Source organism: Rhodopseudomonas palustris BisB18, assembly GCF_000013745.1.
In the GTDB taxonomy this organism is placed as follows: Bacteria; Pseudomonadota; Alphaproteobacteria; order Rhizobiales; family Xanthobacteraceae; genus Rhodopseudomonas_A; species Rhodopseudomonas_A palustris_F.
Genome location: NC_007925.1, coordinates 542,703 through 561,295, shown reverse-complemented (window position 1 = coordinate 561,295; position 18,593 = coordinate 542,703). Strand labels below are relative to the sequence as shown.

17 protein-coding genes are annotated in these 18,593 nt (G+C 66.4%); 11 read left to right on the top strand and 6 right to left on the bottom strand.

Annotated elements, in window-relative coordinates; genetic code table 11:
• The first annotated feature begins 45 nt into the window (after positions 1 to 45).
• The 3 genes from grxC to RPC_RS02615 are packed head-to-tail and all read left to right on the top strand — an operon-like array spanning position 46 to position 1,681.
• Entirely contained in the window at positions 46 to 321 is a 276-nt protein-coding gene (gene grxC / locus RPC_RS02625) for a glutaredoxin 3 (RefSeq protein WP_041801317.1), read from the top strand.
• On the top strand, positions 318 to 1,196 hold the full coding sequence (locus RPC_RS02620; RefSeq protein ID WP_011471001.1) for a carbon-nitrogen hydrolase family protein: 879 nt from the start codon (positions 318 to 320) through the stop codon (positions 1,194 to 1,196). Before grxC ends, RPC_RS02620 begins: the two co-directional genes overlap by 4 nt.
• Positions 1,193 to 1,681: a DUF1178 family protein gene (locus tag RPC_RS02615; RefSeq protein ID WP_011471000.1), complete on the top strand. Its 489-nt coding sequence runs from the start codon at positions 1,193 to 1,195 to the stop codon at positions 1,679 to 1,681. The genes RPC_RS02620 and RPC_RS02615 overlap by 4 nt, the downstream gene beginning before the upstream one ends.
• Positions 1,682 to 1,948: 267 nt before the next feature.
• On the opposite strand, the gene RPC_RS02610 is transcribed toward RPC_RS02615, so the two are convergent.
• Both RPC_RS02610 and ubiG read right to left on the bottom strand, forming a co-directional pair.
• Positions 1,949 to 2,848: an EamA family transporter gene (locus RPC_RS02610; RefSeq protein WP_011470999.1), complete on the bottom strand. Its 900-nt coding sequence runs from the start codon at positions 2,846 to 2,848 to the stop codon at positions 1,949 to 1,951.
• 390 nt (positions 2,849 to 3,238) lie between these two features.
• Positions 3,239 to 4,003, bottom strand: coding sequence for a bifunctional 2-polyprenyl-6-hydroxyphenol methylase/3-demethylubiquinol 3-O-methyltransferase UbiG (gene ubiG / locus RPC_RS02605; RefSeq protein ID WP_011470998.1), 765 nt, complete (start codon positions 4,001 to 4,003; stop codon positions 3,239 to 3,241).
• 344 nt (positions 4,004 to 4,347) lie between these two features.
• On the opposite strand from ubiG, the gene RPC_RS02600 reads away from it, so the two are divergent.
• The 5 genes from RPC_RS02600 to RPC_RS02580 all read left to right on the top strand — a co-directional run bounded on the left by RPC_RS02600 (position 4,348) and on the right by RPC_RS02580 (position 11,778).
• A complete protein-coding gene (locus tag RPC_RS02600; protein WP_011470997.1) occupies positions 4,348 to 5,601 on the top strand; it encodes an aspartate kinase in 1,254 nt (417 codons plus the stop codon).
• A gap of 397 nt (positions 5,602 to 5,998) precedes the next feature.
• Positions 5,999 to 8,266, top strand: a complete 2,268-nt coding sequence (gene ptsP / locus RPC_RS02595) for a phosphoenolpyruvate--protein phosphotransferase (protein WP_011470996.1) — start codon at positions 5,999 to 6,001, stop codon at positions 8,264 to 8,266.
• A 69-nt stretch (positions 8,267 to 8,335) separates the two neighbouring features.
• Positions 8,336 to 9,421, top strand: a complete 1,086-nt coding sequence (gene prfA / locus RPC_RS02590; protein WP_011470995.1) for a peptide chain release factor 1 — start codon at positions 8,336 to 8,338, stop codon at positions 9,419 to 9,421.
• Positions 9,422 to 9,583: 162 nt separating this feature from the next.
• Entirely contained in the window at positions 9,584 to 10,459 is an 876-nt protein-coding gene (gene prmC / locus RPC_RS02585) for a peptide chain release factor N(5)-glutamine methyltransferase (RefSeq protein WP_011470994.1), read from the top strand.
• 500 nt (positions 10,460 to 10,959) lie between these two features.
• Complete coding sequence (locus RPC_RS02580) at positions 10,960 to 11,778, top strand: DUF4167 domain-containing protein (RefSeq protein WP_011470993.1); 819 nt, start codon at positions 10,960 to 10,962, stop codon at positions 11,776 to 11,778.
• Between the two features lie 250 nt (positions 11,779 to 12,028).
• Here RPC_RS02580 and RPC_RS02575 read toward each other — a convergent pair whose 3' ends face one another.
• Entirely contained in the window at positions 12,029 to 12,802 is a 774-nt protein-coding gene (locus RPC_RS02575) for a methyltransferase domain-containing protein (protein WP_011470992.1), read from the bottom strand.
• A gap of 138 nt (positions 12,803 to 12,940) precedes the next feature.
• On the opposite strand from RPC_RS02575, the gene gloB reads away from it, so the two are divergent.
• Both gloB and RPC_RS02565 read left to right on the top strand, forming a co-directional pair.
• A complete protein-coding gene (gloB, locus tag RPC_RS02570) occupies positions 12,941 to 13,708 on the top strand; it encodes a hydroxyacylglutathione hydrolase (RefSeq protein WP_011470991.1) in 768 nt (255 codons plus the stop codon).
• 7 nt (positions 13,709 to 13,715) lie between these two features.
• The gene (locus tag RPC_RS02565) at positions 13,716 to 14,159 is read left to right on the top strand and encodes a cupin domain-containing protein (protein WP_011470990.1); all 444 of its coding nucleotides are present in this window, start codon (positions 13,716 to 13,718) and stop codon (positions 14,157 to 14,159) included.
• A gap of 187 nt (positions 14,160 to 14,346) precedes the next feature.
• On the opposite strand, the gene RPC_RS02560 is transcribed toward RPC_RS02565, so the two are convergent.
• From RPC_RS02560 to RPC_RS02550, 3 genes are all read right to left on the bottom strand, one after another.
• Positions 14,347 to 15,219: an aromatic amino acid exporter YddG gene (locus RPC_RS02560; RefSeq protein WP_011470989.1), complete on the bottom strand. Its 873-nt coding sequence runs from the start codon at positions 15,217 to 15,219 to the stop codon at positions 14,347 to 14,349.
• 58 nt (positions 15,220 to 15,277) lie between these two features.
• Positions 15,278 to 16,003 (bottom strand): acetoacetyl-CoA reductase, encoded by a 726-nt coding sequence (gene phbB / locus RPC_RS02555; RefSeq protein WP_011470988.1) that lies wholly within the window; start codon positions 16,001 to 16,003, stop codon positions 15,278 to 15,280.
• Positions 16,004 to 16,274: 271 nt separating this feature from the next.
• Positions 16,275 to 17,453: an acetyl-CoA C-acetyltransferase gene (locus RPC_RS02550; protein WP_011470987.1), complete on the bottom strand. Its 1,179-nt coding sequence runs from the start codon at positions 17,451 to 17,453 to the stop codon at positions 16,275 to 16,277.
• 289 nt (positions 17,454 to 17,742) lie between these two features.
• Between RPC_RS02550 and phaR the strand changes: the two genes are divergently transcribed.
• Entirely contained in the window at positions 17,743 to 18,381 is a 639-nt protein-coding gene (gene phaR, locus RPC_RS02545) for a polyhydroxyalkanoate synthesis repressor PhaR (protein WP_011470986.1), read from the top strand.
• Positions 18,382 to 18,593 lie beyond the last annotated feature (212 nt).

Here is an 18,593-nt window from a genome sequence, read left to right as displayed (position 1 = left end):
CCGGAATCCCTTTTCGGGATCATGCTCCAGCAACCTGAGTGTGACATGAGCGCTGCTATCGAAATCTTCACGCGGCCGGGCTGTGGCTATTGCAGCGCCGCCCGTTCGCTGCTGACCCGCAAGAAAGCGGCGTTCACCGAATACGACGTCTCACTCGACCCGAGCTTTCGCGAGCAGATGACGAAGCGGGTCGGCGCCGGCGCCACCTATCCGCAGATTTTCATCGGCGAACTCCATGTCGGCGGCTGCGACGACCTTTATGATCTCGACCGCGCCGGCAAGCTGGATTCGCTGCTCGCCGGCGAAACGGCCGCTTCATGAGCGCCGCCGGAACCTTCACCGCCGCGATGGTGCAACTGCGCACCGGGCTGCTGCCGCAGCCCAATCTCGCCGCTGCGAGCGCGCTGATCCGCGAGGCGGCGGCGGCCGGCGCCGACTATGTGCTCACCCCCGAGGTGAGCAATATGATGCAGCCGAACCGCGCCGCGCTGTTCGAGCAGCTCGCGTTCCAGGACGATGATCTGTCGCTGAAGGCCTATCGTGAGTTGGCGAAGGCGCTGAACATCCATCTGCATATCGGCTCGCTGGCGGTGAAGGCGACGCCCGATCGCGCCGCCAACCGTTCGTTCCTGATTGATCCGCAAGGCGCCATTCTCGCCAGCTACGACAAGATCCATATGTTCGATATCGATCTCGAGAACGGCGAAAGCTATCGGGAATCGGCGAACTACCAGCCCGGCGAGACCGCGGTGATCAGCGACCTGCCGTGGGGCCGGATCGGGCTGACGATCTGCTACGACGTGCGGTTTCCGGCGCTGTACCGCGCGCTGGCCGACGCCGGCGCGGCCTTCATCTCGGTGCCGGCGGCGTTCACCAAGACCACCGGCGAGGCGCATTGGCATACGCTGCTGCGCGCCCGCGCCATCGAGAACGGCTGCTTCATCTTCGCCGCCGCGCAAGGCGGGCTGCACGACAACGGCCGCTCCACCTTCGGCCATTCGCTGATCATCGATCCGTGGGGCGTGGTGCTGGCGGAAGGCGGCACCGAGCCCGGCTTCATCATCACCGAGATCGACCCCGGCAAGGTCACCAAGGCGCGCAGCGCGATCCCGTCGTTGCAGCACGGCCGCCGCTTCGGCCTCGCCGATCCGAAGACCAATCCGGAGCATCTGCACCTGGTGCGGGGCACGGTATGATCCGCTACACGCTGCGCTGCGACCACGGCCACCAATTCGAGAGCTGGTTTCAGAGCTCTTCGGCCTATGATTCGCAGGCGCGGCGCAAGCTGGTGAGCTGCCCGAACTGCGGTTCGGTGAAGGTCGAGAAGGCGATCATGGCGCCGCAGATCTCGCACCAGCGCAAGGATCCGGCGCAGCCCGCGGCTGCGGTCCCCGCGCCCGCACCCGAAGTCGCAGCGCCCGACGCGACATCGACCTCGACGCCGCTGTTGCTGGCGCAGGAGCGCGAACTGCGCAGCAAGCTGAAAGAGCTGCGCGACCACATCACCAAGAACGCCGACAACGTCGGGCAAAAGTTTCCCAACGAAGCCCGCAAGATGCATTACGGCGACATCGAACACCGGCCGATTTTCGGCGAGGCCACCAGCGACGAGGCCCGCGCGCTGATCGACGAAGGCATCGACGTCACGCCGCTGCCGGTGCTGCCGGAAGACCGCAACTAATTGATTAGCCGGGTTTGCGCCGTGAGGTGCTCCGCGCGAGGCTCTCCGGATGCTGCGCCGGCTATCCAGCACTGTGCTCAACCCGTCATGGCCGCGCTCGTCGCGGCCATCCACGCCCACAAGCACGGCCGCCGATGTTGTCGTGGATGGCCGGGACAAGCCCGGCCATGACGTGGAGAGGGCAGCGATAATCGAGACCCTGCCATTGTTGCGACCGACGTAGCGAATTTGATCCTCATGGGGAGCGTGCTGATCGCGCTACGCTGATCAGCCGGCGATCAGCAGCGCAACGCCGACCACGATCAAGGCGATGCCGAACAATTCCCGCGGCAGCAGCGGCTGCTTGAACGAAAAATACGCCACGGCCTGCGCGAACAGCACCTCGACCAGCGCCAGCGTGCGCACGTTCGCCGCCGCGGTCAGCGCGAAGGCGAGAAACCAGAACTGCGAGGCCAGCGCGCCGGTGAAGCCGGCCAGCATCGACGGCTTCCACAGCTGGAGAATGTCGCGCAGCACTTTCGGCGCGCGGGCCAGCAGATAGATCGTCAGCACCAGCGTCTGCACGCCCAATGCGGCCACCAGGGTATACGACGCCGCGGTGACGAAGGAGACGTCCGGCACCACGATGATGGCGCCGCGGAACCCCACCGCCGACAGCGCGAACGCCGCCGCCGCCACCAGCCCCTGCAGCGTCGGCTTCAGATCGGTGAAGCTCTTATCACCCCCCGGCCGCAGCGCGGTGATCACCACGCCGAGCGTGGCGATCAGGATCGCGGTGACCTTCAGCCAGGTCAGGTGATCGCCCAAAAACACGAAGCCGAAGATCGCGGTCTGGATCGCCTCGGTTTTCAGATACGCAGTCGTCACCACGAAGGAGCGGTCGTTCATCGCCGCCAGCATCAAGCCGGTGCCGAGGATCTGGCTCAGCGCGCCGAGCAGCAGCCATGGCCAGAACGCCGCGGTCGGCCACGGCACCGCGTCGCCGGTGGCGACGATCACCACCGCGAAGAAAACGAGCGAGAACGGAAAGCCGAACAGGAAGCGGATATTGGTGGCGCCCCAGGTACCGAGCGGCCCGGTGAGCTGGCGCTGCATCGCATTGCGCGCCACCTGGCCGAGCGCGGCCACCAACGTGAAGGGAATCCAGAGCGCGGCGATGGAGAACATGCGGGGCTGCTAAGCGGAGAACGGAATCAGTATCGTGCCGGGCATGCGCTGCGCGGTCAACGGCGCCGGCGTCATGGCGCTATGCGCGGCGCCCCACGGCGCCGTCATGCTACGCGCGACCCGATCGCAGCGTCGTCATCCTGAGGTGCCCGAGCATCGCGAGGGCCTCGAAGGATGCGACTCAGGGTGGTGCGGCTCGCCAAGGACTCGCGGCCCATCCTTCGAGACGCCCGGCTTCGCTGCGCGACGCCGGGCTCCTCAGGATGACGGCGGAGTGAGTGGCAAAGGTCCAGCCCGGCCATGACGCGGAGAGGACGAACATTCTAAGTAGCGCTGCCCGCGTAGCAACGTCGGCTATTCGATCCGAGCTTCCAGGTAAAAGTCGCCGCTTCACCCCGCCGCCGTCTCGGCCACCACCATGTAGTTGACGTCCATGTCGGCGGAGAGGCTCCATTTGTCGGCAAGCGGATTGTACACCAGGCCGGCCTGTTCGGTAACCGCGAGCTTGTTGTTGTGCAGGTGCTTGGTGAGTTCGTCCGGGGTGACGAACTTGTCCCATTGATGGGTGCCGCGCGGCAGCCAGCGCATCACGTATTCGGCGCCGACGATCGCCAGCGCGAAGCTCTTCCAGTTGCGGTTCAAGGTGGCCACCACCATCAGCCCGCCGGGCTTGGTGATCGCGGCGCAGCGCGCCAGGAAGGCGCCGACGTCGGTGACGTGCTCGATCACTTCCATCGCCAGCACGATGTCGAAGCGCTCGCGCGGGTCCATTTGTTCGACCGTGGTGCAGCGGTAGTCGATCAGCAATTGGGATTTTTCCGCGTGCAGCTTCGCCGCCGCGATGTTGGTGGCGGAGGGATCGACGCCGATCACCTGGGCGCCGAGCCGCGTGAACGGCTCGCACAACAGCCCGGCGCCGCAGCCGATGTCGATCATGCGCAGGCCGGACAGGCAGTTCAGGCTCTTGGCGTTGCGTTCGAATTTGCGGCAGGCGGCGTCGCGGATGAACGACAGCCGCAGCGGGTTGATCTTGTGCAGCGGCGCCATCTTGCCGGTGGGGTCCCACCACTGCGCCGACAGCCGCGAGAACTTGGCGATTTCGGCGGGATCGACGGTGGCCGACGACGCGTCGGACGAATTTGATTGCATGGACATGGATGCGCCGTTGCTCCTATCGCGCGATGATCGAATTGCGAAACGCCGGCGGCGCGGCGGTGGTGCGGAGGTTTGGCCTGCTCTGGCCGACGACCGCCTCCATCGTCTGTTGGGCGATGGCCGGGGATCGGCGCCGGATCAGGCGGTCGCCCGGTGGCAGATTATCGTCGCTATGGCGCCCCATCGAGCCTCGAATCGCTTTCGCCAGACTTACGGTTTTCCGTCCGCGGGGCCGAGGCCGGTTGCTTGCTCGCAACCACCTCGATATGTATACGCGCCTTCCGGCACCGCGTCGCGGACCGCGATATCATTATCCGTTGTTCTCAGGGAATGCACTATTGGTCATGGGCCGGCTCGTGATGAAATTCGGCGGCACGTCCGTCGCCAATATCGACCGCATCCGCAACGTCGCACTGCATGTGAAGCGCGAAGTCGATGCCGGCCATCAGGTCGCGGTGGTGGTGTCGGCGATGTCCGGCAAAACCAACGAACTGGTGGCGTGGTGCCGCGATGCTTCGCCGATGCACGACGCCCGGGAATACGACGCCGTGGTGGCGTCCGGCGAGCAGGTCACCTCGGGGCTGTTGGCGATCGCCCTGCAGGCGCTCGGCATCCAGGCGCGGTCCTGGCAGGGCTGGCAGATCCCGATTCTGACCAGCGACGTCCACGCCTCGGCACGGATCGTCGAGATCGATGGCAGCGAGATCATCAAGCGGTTTGACGACCGCAAGGAGGTCGCGGTGATCGCCGGGTTCCAGGGCATCAATCCGGAAACCGGCCGCATCACCACGCTGGGCCGCGGCGGCTCCGATACCTCCGCGGTGGCGATCGCCGCGGCGCTGAAAGCCGACCGCTGCGACATCTACACTGACGTCGACGGCGTCTACACCACCGACCCGCGGGTGGTGCCGAAGGCCAAGCGGCTCGACAAGGTGTCGTTCGAGGAAATGCTGGAACTGGCGTCGCAGGGCGCCAAGGTGCTGCAGGTGCGCTCGGTCGAGCTCGGCATGGTGCACAACATGCCGATCTTCGTGCGCTCCTCGTTCGACAAGCCGGAAGATATCGACCCGCACGGCACCCCGCCGGGCACGCTGATCTGCAGCGAGGAGAAAATCATGGAAAACCACGTCGTCACCGGCATCGCCTTCTCCAAGGACGAGGCGCAGATCTCGGTGCGCCGGATCGAGGACAAGCCCGGCGTCGCCGCCTCGATCTTCGGTCCGCTCGCCGCGGCCAATATCAACGTCGACATGATCGTGCAGAGCGTGTCCGAGGACGGCGCCACCACCGACCTGACGTTTACGGTGCCGGCGTCGGATTTCGACCGCGCCAAACAGACCATCACCTCGGCCCAGGCCACCATCGGCTATGCCCGGTTCGACTCAGAAACCGACGTCGCCAAGGTCTCGGTGATCGGTTCCGGGATGCGCAGCCATGCCGGCGTCGCAGCCCAGGCCTTCGAGGCGCTGGCGGCCCGCAAGATCAACATCCGCGCCATCACCACCTCGGAAATCAAGTTTTCCGTGCTGATCGACGCCGCCTACACCGAGCTTGCCGTCCGCACCCTGCATACGCTGTACGGATTGGACCAAGTTTAGAATTGTTTTCGCGGCATTTGACGTATCGGGGGCTGCAGGTTTCCGCGCGGTGGCAGGCGTTTTGCTTGGCAAAACAAGCTTCAATTCGCTATACGGCCTGCAGAGATGGTTGCGGGCGGCGGCTGGTCCAGGATAACCCACGGTTGCGCTGCGGCATCGCCACCAGACGCCGTCTGAACCGATCCCGTCCGCGATTCGTGGTTGGCGTGGCGAGCGGGCGACCGCGGCCGGCGGGCAGGCGGTTGCAGCAACGCCAAGCCGGCAGACCGCCGCCTGGCGGCCTGTGATTCGCGAGGATTTCCCGGCTCGCCGGGCGGACGACGTGACGCTGTTGGTTTGAGGTTTTGGCCGGTGCTGCCATCGCGGCGCGTCGGCTTCGATGGGGAGATATCGGCATATGCGGAGCGCGTCGGGTGGCCCCCGCGTCTTGCTGAGACGGCTCCGCGAAACCATGGCGGAGCAGGTCTCCGCGCAGGAACGTCTCGACAAGATCGTGGTGCTGATCGCCGCCAACATGGTGGCCGAGGTGTGCTCGACCTATGTGCTGCGGGTCGACAACACGCTCGAACTTTACGCCACCGAAGGCCTCAACCGCGACGCCGTGCACCAGACCGTGCTGAACGCCCATGAGGGCCTGGTCGGCCTGGTCGCCTCCGAGGCCACGCCGCTCAATTTGAGCGACGCGCAGACCCATCCGGCGTTCTCGTTCCGCCCGGAGACCGGCGAAGAAATCTACCACTCGTTCCTCGGCGTGCCGATCCTGCGCGCCGGCAATACGCTCGGCGTGCTGGTGGTGCAGAACCGCGCCAAGCGCACTTACGTCGAGGAAGAGGTCGAGGCGCTGCAGACCACCGCAATGGTGGTGGCGGAGATGATCGCGTCCGGCGAATTGTCGGCAATGGCGCTGCCCGGCGCCGAGCCCGCGGCGCGGCATTCGATCCACAAGACCGGCGCGGTGCTGTCGGACGGCATTGCGCTCGGGCATGTCGTGCTGCACGAGCCGCGCGTCGTCATCACCAATTACATCGCCGAGGATCTGCCGAAAGAGCTGAAGCGGCTCGACGCCGCCTTGACCAAGCTGCGCGCCGATCTCGACCGCATGCTGGAGCGCGGCGACGTCGCCGAGAGCGGCGAGCACCGCGACGTGCTGGAAGCCTACCGGATGTTCGCAAACGACCACGGCTGGTCGCACCGGCTGCACGAGGCGGTCGCCACCGGCCTCACCGCCGAGGCCGCGGTGGAGCGGGTGCAGTCCGATACCCGGGCGCGGATGCTGCGTTCGACCGATCCGTACTTACGCGACCGATTGCACGATCTGGAAGATTTGGGCCACCGCTTGATGCGGCAATTGGTCGGCCAGGACCACGCGCCGTCTCGCGAGCAGTTGCCCGACAACGCCATCCTGATCGCGCGCTCGATGGGGCCGGCGGCGCTGTTGGATTACGACCGCAAGCGGCTGCGCGGCTTGGTGCTAGAGGAAGGCACCGCGAATTCCCACGTCTCGATCGTGGCGCGCGCGCTCGGCATCGCGGCGGTCGGCGAAATCCCCAACGCGCCGGGCATCGCCGATCCCGGCGATGCCATCATCGTCGACGGCACCTCCGGCTCGATCTATGTGCGGCCCTCGGCCGAGGTGGAATCCGCCTTCGCCGAGCGGGTGCGGTTTCGCGCCCGGCGGCAGGCGCAGTATTCGGCGCTGCGCGAATTGCCCTGCGTCACCAAGGACGGCCAGCCGGTCGACCTGATGATCAATGCCGGGCTGGTGATCGACCTGCCGCATATTGAAGACACCAATTGTTCGGGGATCGGCCTGTTCCGCACCGAACTGCAGTTCATGATCGGCCAGAGCCTGCCGCGCTCCAGCGACCAATTGGCACTGTACCGCGCGGTGCTCGATGCCGCGGGACCGAAGCCGGTGACCTTCCGCACCCTCGATATCGGCGGCGACAAGGCGCTGCCCTATATGGAGACCGTGGTCGAAGAAAACCCGGCGCTGGGCTGGCGCGCGATCCGGCTCGGGCTGGACCGCCCGGGCCTGCTGCGCAGCCAGATCCGCGCGCTGCTGCGCGCCGGCGGCGGACGCTCGCTGCGCATCATGTTTCCGATGATCTCGGAGGTCGCCGAGTTCGACCAGGCCAAAGCGATCGTCGAGCGCGAATTGACCTATCTGCGCCAGCACGGCCACACGCTGCCGGAGCGGGTCGACGTCGGCACCATGGTCGAGGTGCCGGCGCTGCTGTATCAGCTCGACGAATTGCTGGAGCGGGTCGATTTCGTCTCGGTCGGCTCCAACGACCTGTTCCAGTTCCTGTTCGCGGTCGACCGCGGCAACGCCAAGGTCTCCGACCGCTTCGATTCGCTGTCGGCACCGATCCTGCGGGTGCTGCGCCAGATCGTGCAGCGCGCCAATGCGGCGCGGCGCGCGGTGTCGCTGTGCGGCGAGATGGCGTCGCAGCCGCTCGGCGCGCTGGCGCTGATCGCGCTCGGCTATCGCTCGCTGTCGCTGTCGGCGATCCAGCACGGCCCAGTCAAGGCGATGATCCTCGATCTCGACGCCGCCAAGGCCGCGGCGATGATCACACCGCTGCTGAACGCGCCCGCCGGCAGCGTCTCGATCCGCAACAAGTTGACGGAGTTCGCCGAGTCCGAGGGATTGTCGTTGTAGCGAGGCTGTCGTCCGCTTCACGCCGCGCCAAGCCTTGGCAAATTCTTGCCCGAACTCCCGAGACCTCCGATGTCGCTGCTCCCCGAAACCAAACTCGACGTGCTGCTCGCCCACCACGCCTCGCTGGAAAACCAGCTGCAGAGCCAGGTCGGCGCCGACACCTATGTGAAGCTGATGCGCGAGCTCGCCGAGCTCAATCCGCTGATCGAGGCGGTGAAAGCCTATCGGCAGGTTGGCGCGGAACGCGGCGAGATCGACGCGCTGCTCGCCGATGCTGCGACCGATGCCGAGATGCGGGCGATGGCGGAGGCCGAGCACGCCGCGCTCGAGGCGCAGGAGGCCGAACTGGCGCAGCAGATCCGCGTCGCGCTGCTGCCCAAGGACGCGATGGACGACCGCAACGTGATGCTGGAAATCCGCGCCGGCACCGGCGGCGACGAGGCCTCGCTGTTCGCCGGCGACCTGTTCCGGATGTACGAGAAATTCGCCGTCCTGCAGGGCTGGAGCGTCGAGGTGGTGTCGGCCTCCGAGGGTACCATGGGCGGCTACAAGGAAATCATCGCCGAGGTGAAGGGCCGCGGCGCCTTCGCCAAACTGAAGTTCGAATCCGGCGTGCACCGGGTGCAGCGGGTGCCCGACACCGAGACGCAAGGCCGCATCCACACCTCGGCGGCCACCGTGGCGGTGCTGCCCGAGGTCGAGGAGGTCGACGTCGACATCAAGCCCGACGACCTGCGGATCGAGACCATGCGGGCGCAGGGCGCCGGCGGCCAGCACGTCAACAAGACCGAATCGGCGATCCGCATCACCCATATCCCGACCGGGCTGCAGGTGATGATGCAGGACAGCCGCTCGCAGCACAAAAACCGCGCCTCGGCGATGAACATTTTGCGCTCGCGCATCTACGACGCCGAACAGCAGCGGATCGATTCGGTGCGCTCCGCCGAGCGCAAGGAAAAGGTCGGCTCCGGCGACCGCTCGGAGCGGATCCGGACCTATAATTTTCCGCAAGGCCGGGTCACCGACCACCGCATCAATCTGACGCTGTACAAGCTGCCGCAGGTGATCGCCGGCGAAGCCTTGGGCGAACTGATCGACGCGCTCACCACCGAGCACCAGGCCGCCCAGCTCGCGGCACAGGGCAACGCGGCGTGAGACGCTTTGGCGTGGGGCGCCTCGGCGCGAGGCGGGTCGGCGTAAGCGAGGGCGCGCGCTTCCTGACGAGCTTTGGTCTCGCACGGCCGCAGTGTTTCCCCTCCCCCTTGCGGGGAGGGGATCCGCGAGCGCCGGCAAGGCGCTCACCGAAGCACCATCACCGTGACGGATAGCTTCACCTCACCCACCATCGAAGCCGCCCGCCGCGCGGTGGCGACGCGCTTACGCGGGTCTGCGATCGAATCCGCCGAGCTCGACGCGCGGCTGCTGATCGGCGCGGTGCTCGGGCTCGATCTCACCGGATTGATGGTGGGCGCCGCGCGGCTGCTGACGCCGGAGCAAGCCTCTCAGCTCGACGCCTTAGTGACACGCCGCCTCGCCGGCGAGCCGGTGGCGCGGATCGTCGGCATCAAGGAATTCTGGGGGTTGCCGCTCGCACTCTGCGGCGACACGCTGGTGCCGCGGCCGGATACCGAAACCATCGTCGAGGCGGCGCTGCAACTGTTTGCCGGCCGACCCGCGCCGCAACGCATCGCCGATCTCGGCACCGGCAGCGGCGCGATCCTGCTGGCGCTGCTGTCGGAGTGGCCGCAGGCTTGCGGCGTCGCCAGCGATATCAGCGTCGCGGCGCTGCACACCGCGCGCGCCAACGCGGCGCGGCTTGGACTCGGCGACCGCGCGGCCTTCGTCGCCTGCGACTACGCGTCGGCGTTGCGGGGGCCGTTCGACCTAATCGTCTCCAATCCGCCCTATATCCGCAGCGCCGACATTGCGGCGCTCGACCGCGAGGTGCGCGACCACGATCCGCGCCGCGCGCTCGACGGCGGCGCCGATGGCCTCGCCGCCTATCGAACGATCACGACGCAGGCCGCCGGTCTGCTTTCGCCCGGCGGCGCGCTGATCGTCGAGATCGGCCAGGGCCAGGGCGACGAGGTGTCGGCCTTGATGCGGGCGGCGGGGCTGACCACCGATCGGCCGCCGACGCCGGATCTGGCGGGGATCGGCAGGGCGGTGACCGGCCGCCGGCCGCCGGGTTGAGGTCGGAACCGGTTGCAAAAAACCGCTTGGAATATTGTCCAAGAGCGATTACGTTCCAGCATGACATCAGGGTTGCTGGCCCCGCGGACGCTGCGGGCAAAGGCCACCATTCTCGTCGTTGAGAATGCTCGCCGGTGAGAATGCCCTGTAAAAAGGTTCCAAAAAGGCGGATTAGGTTGAGCGCGATGGCTGAGAGAGCTGCGCTGCTTGCGACCGCAAAGCGAACGAAAGCCTGATATTGCGCTTGAAAACTCACGCGAGACGATCTGAGCTGGTTGCGGCTGGCTGAATGAGTCGGTCGGACTGCGCTCTGGGCGCTCGCGGTCGGTTGGGGACGCGTCTGTGAACGCGATGGTCGGCAAAACCGGTTTTGAAACGGCAGTGCGATATGGATGCCTATGGCGCGTCCGGTACCGGACATGGCCATGTGCTGGCCTGGGGTCGGCTGTGGCCTTGGCGATCTGAATGACTTCAATGTGGGTGTGGTAAAAAGGCTCGACATGAGAAACGGTCAGAACAACAACAACAAGCGGCTGCGTAACCGAAACAACAACAACAGTAACAATAATAACAACAACAACAACAACAACCGGCGCGGTCAGAACCCGATGACAAGGGTGTTCGAATCCAACGGCCCCGATATCAAGATCCGCGGCACCGCCTCGCACGTCGCCGAGAAATACGTGCAGCTGGCGCGCGACGCGCGCTCATCGGGCGATCCGGTCGCGGCCGAGAATTATTATCAGCATGCCGAGCATTATTTCCGGCTGATCGCCGCCGCCCAGGAGCAGTTTCGCCAGAACCTGCCGCAGCAGCGCACCGACAACGAAATGCAGGACGATTCCGGCGAATTCGGCGACGGCGAAAGCTATTCGAATTTCGGCGCCGAGCCCGGCCTGGTGCCGGTGCAGCCGCAGCCCTTCGTGCCGCGCGAGCCGCAGCAACAACGCGACCAGCAGCCGCGCGAGCAACAGCGCGACGCGCAGCCCTACCAGCCGCGCGAGCAGCGCGAGCCCCGCGAGCAACAGCAGCCGCGCGAACACCAATCGCGTGACCACCAGCCGCGCGAACATCGGCCGCAGCCGCAGCCGCAATATCAGCCGCAGCCGCAGCCGGTGATCCCGGTCAGCGACAGCGTCGACCGGCTGCCGTCGTTCATCACCGGGCCGCAGCCGCAAATCAGCGGCGCGCCGGGCTTCGAGGGCACCGGCGGCGAGCGTTTCCCGCCGCGCCGTCGCCGCCGTCCGCCGGGTCCGCGCCCGGAGGGCGCCGCCGCACCGGCGGCACCGGCCGACGACTTCAATCCCGGCAACGAATAACTGCGCGGCGGCCGGGGACACCGGCCGCGCCAGGCTTCTTCGCGTTGGGTCGAGCGAGCATCCGACCGAAAACCAGGCCGTCATTCCGGGGCGAGTTCGAATAACGAGCGAACCCGGAATCTCGCAACACGCGGCGGGCTGTGCAGCAATGCAGGATTCCGGGTTCGCGCGCAGCTGACGCTGCTCGCGCCCCGGAATGACAGCTGCATTATTTTGGTTGGCGGCTTCGGCCCAACCCAACAACGTCGCTCTACCGCGGCGTCGGCATGCCGAGATCGCCGAGATGCCCGTCGTCGTCGCGCGGCGAGGGCAGCATCGCCGGCTGCAACGCCGGAATCAGCCGGGTGCGTTCGCGGCGCACCGGGATGGCGCGCGCCACCTGCTTGGTGGCCTCGACGATATGCACGCCGGCGAACGGCAGCGACATCGCGGCGCCGAGCCGCTCCCAGGCCGGCGCCGAACGCAGCATCCAATTGTGCCCGATCGGCGGCAGGAACAGCGCCTCGCTCCATGCCGTCGGCGTGAACCAGCTGCGCCGCAGCAATTGCGCGATCTGGGTGCGCGAATACGGCCGGCCGTGGCCGAATGGCGTGGTGTCGGTGCGCGCCCAGACCCCGCGCCGGTTCGGCACGATCGCGATCAGCCGGCCCGCCGGCGCCAGCACCCGCCACAACTCCCGCATCAAGCCGTCCGGATCGTCGGACATTTCCAGCGCGTGAACCAACAGGATGCGGTCGACCGCGGCGTCCGGCAGCGGCAGCGAGTGTTCCTCGACCAGGCTCGACAACGTCGGCCGCGCGGTCGGCCATTTCAGCACGCCCTGCGCCGCCGGCATGAAGGCGATGCAGCGTTCGCTGTCGCTGCGAAACAACCCGAGATAGGGCGTCGAATAGCCGAACCCGAGCACGCGCTGGCCGCGCGCATCGCGCCAATGTGCCTGAATCCCGCGATTGATCAGCCGCCGCGCCATCACGCCCAGGCGTTGCGAGTAGAAGTCGCGCAGTTCGGTGACATCGATCGTCATGATTTGCTTCTATCACCCGGCGGCAGCGCCCACGCCATGCAAGCCATCAGCAATAACGCATTGCCGCGCAAGCGTTAACGCCATATTTCAGGGGGCCCGGGGCGGTTCAGCCCGAGCCTGGTTACTCACGGAGATGTCATGGCCGCCGAAATTCGCGTGTTCACCTGTCTCAAGGACAATTTCGGCTACCTGGTGCACGACAGCGACAGCGGCGCCACCGCGTCGATCGACGCCCCGGAAGCCGCCCCGATCCTCGCCGCGCTCGCCCGCGAAGGCTGGACGCTGACCGACATCCTGGTGACCCATCACCACGCCGACCACATCGGCGGCATCGCCGAGCTGAAACAGGCGACCAATTGCCGCGTGGTGGCGCCGCACGACAATGGCGCGGCGATTCCGCTGGTCGATCTGCGGGTCCGCCAGGGCGACGTCGTCAAGATCGGCGGGCTGTTGGCGCGGGTGCTGGAAACCCCCGGTCATACCCTCGACCACGTCGCCTACGTGTTCGACGACGACAAGGCGCTGTTCGCCGCCGACACGCTGTTCTCGATCGGTTGCGGCCGGGTGTTCGAGGGCACTTATCCGATGATGTGGGAGTCGTTGCTGAAGCTGCGAGTGCTGCCCGACGACATGCGGCTGTATTGCGGCCATGAGTACACCGCCGCCAATGTGAAGTTCGCGCTGACCGTGGAGCCCAACAACCCGGCGCTGCAGGCCCGCGCCGCCGAAGTGGCGCATCTGCGTACCGCGGGGCTGCCGACCATTCCGACGCTGCTCGGCGACGAGAAACGCGCCAACGTCTTCCTGCGCGCCGACGAGCCGACGGTCGCCGCCGGGGTGCGGCTGAAGGGGGCCGGCGCGGTCGAGGTGTTCACCGAACTGCGCGAACGCAAGAACAAGTCGTGAGGCGGTGATGCCCCCGGCTCACGACCTCACCGCCGCCGAGATCATCGCCCGGCTGGAGCTGGCGCCGCATCCCGAGGGCGGGCATTTCCGCGAGACGTTTCGCGATGCCCGCGTCGACCCGGCGGGGCGCGCGGCCTCGACCGCGATCTATTTCCTGCTGGCCAAGGGCGAGCGCTCGCACTGGCACCGCATCGACGCGGTCGAGGTCTGGCACTACTACGCCGGCGCGCCGCTGGAGCTGCAGATCGCCGACGCCGAAGGTCGCCGCACCCTGCGGCTGGGGCCGGATCTCGCCGCTGGGCAATTGCCGCAAGGCCTCGTGCCGCCGCACGCCTGGCAGGCCGCGCAAAGCAGCGGCGACTGGACCCTGGTCGGCTGCACCGTGGCGCCGGGCTTCGATTTCGCGACGTTCGAACTGGCGGAGAAGGGCTGGGAGCCGGCTGCCCGATGACCGGCCTCAAGTAAGACCCGTGTCCCGGACGCTACGCAGCGCCCTTGCGCTGCGCAGCGAGCCGGGACCGTTCCAAGCGCCGCGTTTCCTAACGGCCCCGGCTCTGCAGCGCACCACGCCGCAACAGCGGCGCGTTGCACTGCGTCCGGGGCACCGTCAAAATCTGATGTGGCGCGTGATGCCGCCCTCAGCGCCGTCGCCAGATCATATCCTTCGCCGCGATCAGGCCGCCGCCGGCGATCAGCGCCGCGGCGAGGCCCAGCGTAGCGCTTGGCTCGGCGAAGCCGGCCAAGATCAGAAACCCGGTCGACAATAGCGGCGTGGCGTAGCTCGCAGCCCCCAGCACGCGGATGTCGCCGCGTTTCATGCCGATGTCCCAGGCGTAGAACGCCCCGCCCACCGGGCCGATGCCGAGGATCGCGATTGCCGCCCATTGCAACGGCGTGTCCGGCCACACCGTGGTCTCGACCGCGCCGTGCACCAGCACCGCCAGCACGGCGGTCGCGAGGCAGAAGCCGGCCACCGCGTCGGTCGGCACGGCGCGCAGCCGTCGCGACATCACCGAATAGGCCGCCCAGATGAAGGCCGCGACGAACGCCGCGACCAGACCCGCGATGTGCCCCGGCTCGAACCGCGCCGAGGCGTTGCCGGCGAACAGCAAGACGGTGCCGACCAGCCCGAGCAAGGCGCCGGCGACATGATGCCAACGCAGCCTCTCGCCGGGCAGCAGCGAGGAGAACAGCACGATCAGCAGCGGCCACAGATAGTTCAACAGCCCGGCCTCGGCCGGCGGCGCCAGCCGCAGCGCCAGGAAATACAGCGCGTGATAGCCGAACAGCCCGCCGACACCGACCGCCCAGGCCAACGGCGCTTGCCGCAGCGCGCGGGCGGCGCCCGGCCGCAGCAGCCAGCTGGAGAAGCCGACCAGCGCGCCGATCGCAAAGGTCAGCGCGGCGAGCTGAAACGCCGGCATAGTGCCGCTGGCGACCGTCAGCACCGCCAACAGCGACCACATCAGGATCGCGCTCAGCCCGATCAGCGTCGCCGCGCGCACCGTCATGACGCGGTGCGCCGGGACGATGACGCGGGCGTCAGGCCCCGAAGGCTCAGCTGAAACCTCAGCCCATCGATTGCCCGCCATTGATCGACAGCGTCGAGCCGGTGATGAAGCCGGCATCGTCGGCGGCGAGGAACACCACCGCGCGGGCGATCTCCTCCGGCTCGCCGAGCCGGTTGACCGGGATCAGCGGCAGAATGTTCTTCTCCAAAACCTCTTTCGGCACCGCCTGCACCATCTCGGTATTGATGTAGCCGGGGCAGATCGCATTCACCGTGATGCCGCCGCGCGCGGTCTCCAGCGCCAGCGCCCGGGTGAAGCCGAGATCGCCGGCCTTCGCTGCAGAGTAATTGACCTGGCCGAACTGGCCCTTCTGGCCGTTGACCGAGGAGATGTTGATGATGCGGCCGAATTTGCGGCCGCGCATGCCCTCGATCACCTGCCGGGTGACGTTGAACAGCGAGCCCAGATTGGTGCTGGTCACCGCGCTCCATTGATCGAGCGTCATTTTGTGAAACGCGCCGTCGCGGGTGATGCCCGCATTGTTGACCAGGATTTCGACCGGGCCGAGCTCGGCTTCCACCTTCTTGACGCCTTCCACCGAGGCATCGAACGAACTGACATCCCATTTGAAAACCGGAATTCCCGTCTCGGCCTTGAATTTATCCGCCGCCGCGTCGTTGCCCGCGTAGTTGGCTGCGACATGATAACCCGCCGCCTTCAACGCCTTGCTGATCGCCGCCCCAATTCCTCGTGTTCCTCCGGTCACCAACGCCACACGCGCCATATTCCAAGTCCTCCCCTGCGTCCGACTCGTCCCGCATTGCGCCGGGAAATGATCGAATCAGGCGCTGCATTGCCATTGCAAGCGTGATCAGATGCTCAACCTTTAACTTTGTTATGACCGTTGCTGACTGCGCTCCGTTTCCTAGTAGCTTCGAATTAATCTGGCCGCGTGACGAACATCAAGACAAAAACGCCCGGCACGATGGCCGGGCGTCGGAATGATTAGGTGCAGTGCGGTGGCACCGTATTTGGGCTGTGCTGCGTTGCGAGACTCAATCCCGCGCGAGGCACATCGCAATACCCATGCCGCCGCCGATACACAGCGTAGCAAGGCCTTTCTTGGCATCGCGCTTCTGCATTTCGTGCAGCAACGTCACCAGGATGCGCGCGCCGGAGGCGCCGACCGGATGGCCGATCGCGATCGCGCCGCCGTTGACGTTCACTTTAGAAGTATCCCAGCCGAGGTCCTTGTTGACCGCGCAGGCCTGCGCCGCGAAGGCCTCGTTGGCTTCGATCAGATCGAGATCGCCGATCGACCAGCCGGCCTTCTTCAGCGCCGCGCGCGACGCCGGGATCGGCCCGGTGCCCATGATCTTCGGATCGACGCCGGCCTGGCCCCAGGAGACGATGCGCGCCAGCGGCGTCTTGCCTTCCTTGGCGGCCTGCTTGGCGGTCATCAGCACCACCGCGGCGGCGCCGTCGTTGATCCCGGAGGCCGAGCCCGCCGTCACCGTGCCGTCCTTTTCGAACGCCGGCTTCAGCTTCGCCATCGCCTCGATGGTCGCGCCGTGACGCGGAAACTCGTCGGTGTCGACGATGATGTCGCCCTTGCGGTTTTTCACCGTGACCGGAACGATCTCGTCGTTGAAGCGGCCGGCCTTCTGCGCCGCCTCGGCCTTGTTCTGCGAGGCCACCGCGAACTCATCCTGCTGCTGCCGGGTGATCTGATACTGCTTGGCGACGTTCTCAGCGGTGTTGCCCATGTGATAGCCGTTGAAGGCATCCCACAGACCATCCTTCAGCATGGTATCGACGAATTCCACCGCGCCCATCTTCACCCCGCCGCGCAGATATTGCGCGTGCGGCGCCATGCTCATGGATTCCTGACCGCCGGCGACGACGATATCGGAATCGCCGTTGAGCAGCGCCTGATAGCCCAGCGCCACGGTGCGCAGGCCGGAGCCGCACAGCTGATTGATGCCCCAGGCCGGGCTTTCCACCGGAATGCCGGCGGCGATCGAGGCCTGGCGCGCCGGGTTCTGGCCCTGCGCCGCGGTGAGGATCTGGCCCATGATGACTTCGGAAACCCGGCCGGGCTCCAGACCGGCGCGCTCCAGCGCGGCCCGGATCACCACCGCACCGAGGTCGTGCGCGGGCAAAGTAGCAAAGGCGCCGTTGAAACTTCCGACAGCGGTACGAGCGGCGCTGACGATGACGACATCGTCGGACATGAGCATTTCTCCTGGGCTTGTACTGTTTGGACTGTGCCCGCCGGGCGGCGGGCCGGGTCGGTTGCTATCCTGTTAAGCTGGTTGCGGCGTGTCAATCGGCAAAGCCCATTTCGACGCCGCAGCGCGATCAAAATGCTGACCAAGGCGGCACCGGGAGGATCCGATCGCTGCCGAATTAACCTTCGCGAACAAAAAGGTAGCAGAACCGCGGCGGAAGTGCTTATTTTGTTGCATTGCGTTTCGTTCGTCCGGCGCGAGCCGGTTCCTGTCCTCCTAGGTGTGGGTGACCATGGCGAAATCGAATCTGCCGACGACGATCAAGAAATATGCAAACCGGCGGCTCTACAACACCGGAACCAGTACTTACGTGACGCTCGAGGACCTCGCCGCGATGGTGAAGGACGGCGAGGATTTCCTGGTTTTCGACGCCAAATCCGGCGACGACATCACCCGCTCGGTGCTGGCGCAGATCATTTTCGAACAAGAGAACAAGGCCGGTCAGAACCTGCTACCGACCACCTTCCTGCGCCAACTGATCAGGTTCTACGGCGACAGCATGCAGATGGTGGTGCCGCGCTATCTGGAGCAGTCGATCGACACGCTGACCCGCGAACAGGAGAAATTTCGCAACCAGCTGACCTCGACCTTCAGCGTCGGACCGTTCGCCCCGCTGGAAGAGCACGTCCGCCGCAACATGGAATTGTTCGAGCGCACCTTCTCGATGTTCAAGCCGTTCGTGCCGCCGCATCCGTCCAGTCAGCCGGCGCCGGCGCCCGAGCCGGAAGCGCCGCCGGCGGATCCCGCGGTCGACGCCGGCAATATCGAGGACCTGCGTCGCCAGATGAAGGAGATGCAGGAGCGGCTCGACCGCATGGCGGCGGAGCCGAAGCCGTTGGCCGAGGAGCCGAAGAAGGACGAGGGGGCGTAGCTCGCAAGGCGCGCCAGTCATTCCGGGGCGCGAGAGCGCAAGCTCGAGCGAACCCGGAATCTCGCACCGGGCAGGGCGCCGCGCCTCGCGGCAGATTCCGGGTTCGCTCGCCGCTGATGCGGCTCGCGCCCCGGAATGACGGCGCAATTTTTCGAGCGCGCATCCAACCAATGCTAACGACATCGCAATGCTTAGTCTAACGACGTCCGATG

What these genes read in the sequence shown, in the direction of transcription:
- grxC (WP_041801317.1), top strand. Translation starts at nt 46, where the DNA reads ATGAGCGCTGCTATCGAAATCTTCACGCGGCCGGGCTGTGGCTATTGC.
- RPC_RS02620 (WP_011471001.1), top strand. Translation starts at nt 318, where the DNA reads ATGAGCGCCGCCGGAACCTTCACCGCCGCGATGGTGCAACTGCGCACC.
- RPC_RS02600 (WP_011470997.1), top strand. Translation starts at nt 4,348, where the DNA reads ATGGGCCGGCTCGTGATGAAATTCGGCGGCACGTCCGTCGCCAATATC.
- ubiG (WP_011470998.1), bottom strand. Translation starts at nt 4,003, where the DNA reads ATGTCCATGCAATCAAATTCGTCCGACGCGTCGTCGGCCACCGTCGAT.
- RPC_RS02615 (WP_011471000.1), top strand. Translation starts at nt 1,193, where the DNA reads ATGATCCGCTACACGCTGCGCTGCGACCACGGCCACCAATTCGAGAGC.
- RPC_RS02550 (WP_011470987.1), bottom strand. Translation starts at nt 17,453, where the DNA reads ATGTCCGACGATGTCGTCATCGTCAGCGCCGCTCGTACCGCTGTCGGA.
- gloB (WP_011470991.1), top strand. Translation starts at nt 12,941, where the DNA reads ATGGCCGCCGAAATTCGCGTGTTCACCTGTCTCAAGGACAATTTCGGC.
- RPC_RS02575 (WP_011470992.1), bottom strand. Translation starts at nt 12,802, where the DNA reads ATGACGATCGATGTCACCGAACTGCGCGACTTCTACTCGCAACGCCTG.
- ptsP (WP_011470996.1), top strand. Translation starts at nt 5,999, where the DNA reads ATGCGGAGCGCGTCGGGTGGCCCCCGCGTCTTGCTGAGACGGCTCCGC.
- RPC_RS02565 (WP_011470990.1), top strand. Translation starts at nt 13,716, where the DNA reads ATGCCCCCGGCTCACGACCTCACCGCCGCCGAGATCATCGCCCGGCTG.
- phaR (WP_011470986.1), top strand. Translation starts at nt 17,743, where the DNA reads ATGGCGAAATCGAATCTGCCGACGACGATCAAGAAATATGCAAACCGG.
- RPC_RS02610 (WP_011470999.1), bottom strand. Translation starts at nt 2,848, where the DNA reads ATGTTCTCCATCGCCGCGCTCTGGATTCCCTTCACGTTGGTGGCCGCG.
- phbB (WP_011470988.1), bottom strand. Translation starts at nt 16,003, where the DNA reads ATGGCGCGTGTGGCGTTGGTGACCGGAGGAACACGAGGAATTGGGGCG.
- prfA (WP_011470995.1), top strand. Translation starts at nt 8,336, where the DNA reads ATGTCGCTGCTCCCCGAAACCAAACTCGACGTGCTGCTCGCCCACCAC.
- RPC_RS02560 (WP_011470989.1), bottom strand. Translation starts at nt 15,219, where the DNA reads ATGACGGTGCGCGCGGCGACGCTGATCGGGCTGAGCGCGATCCTGATG.
- RPC_RS02580 (WP_011470993.1), top strand. Translation starts at nt 10,960, where the DNA reads ATGAGAAACGGTCAGAACAACAACAACAAGCGGCTGCGTAACCGAAAC.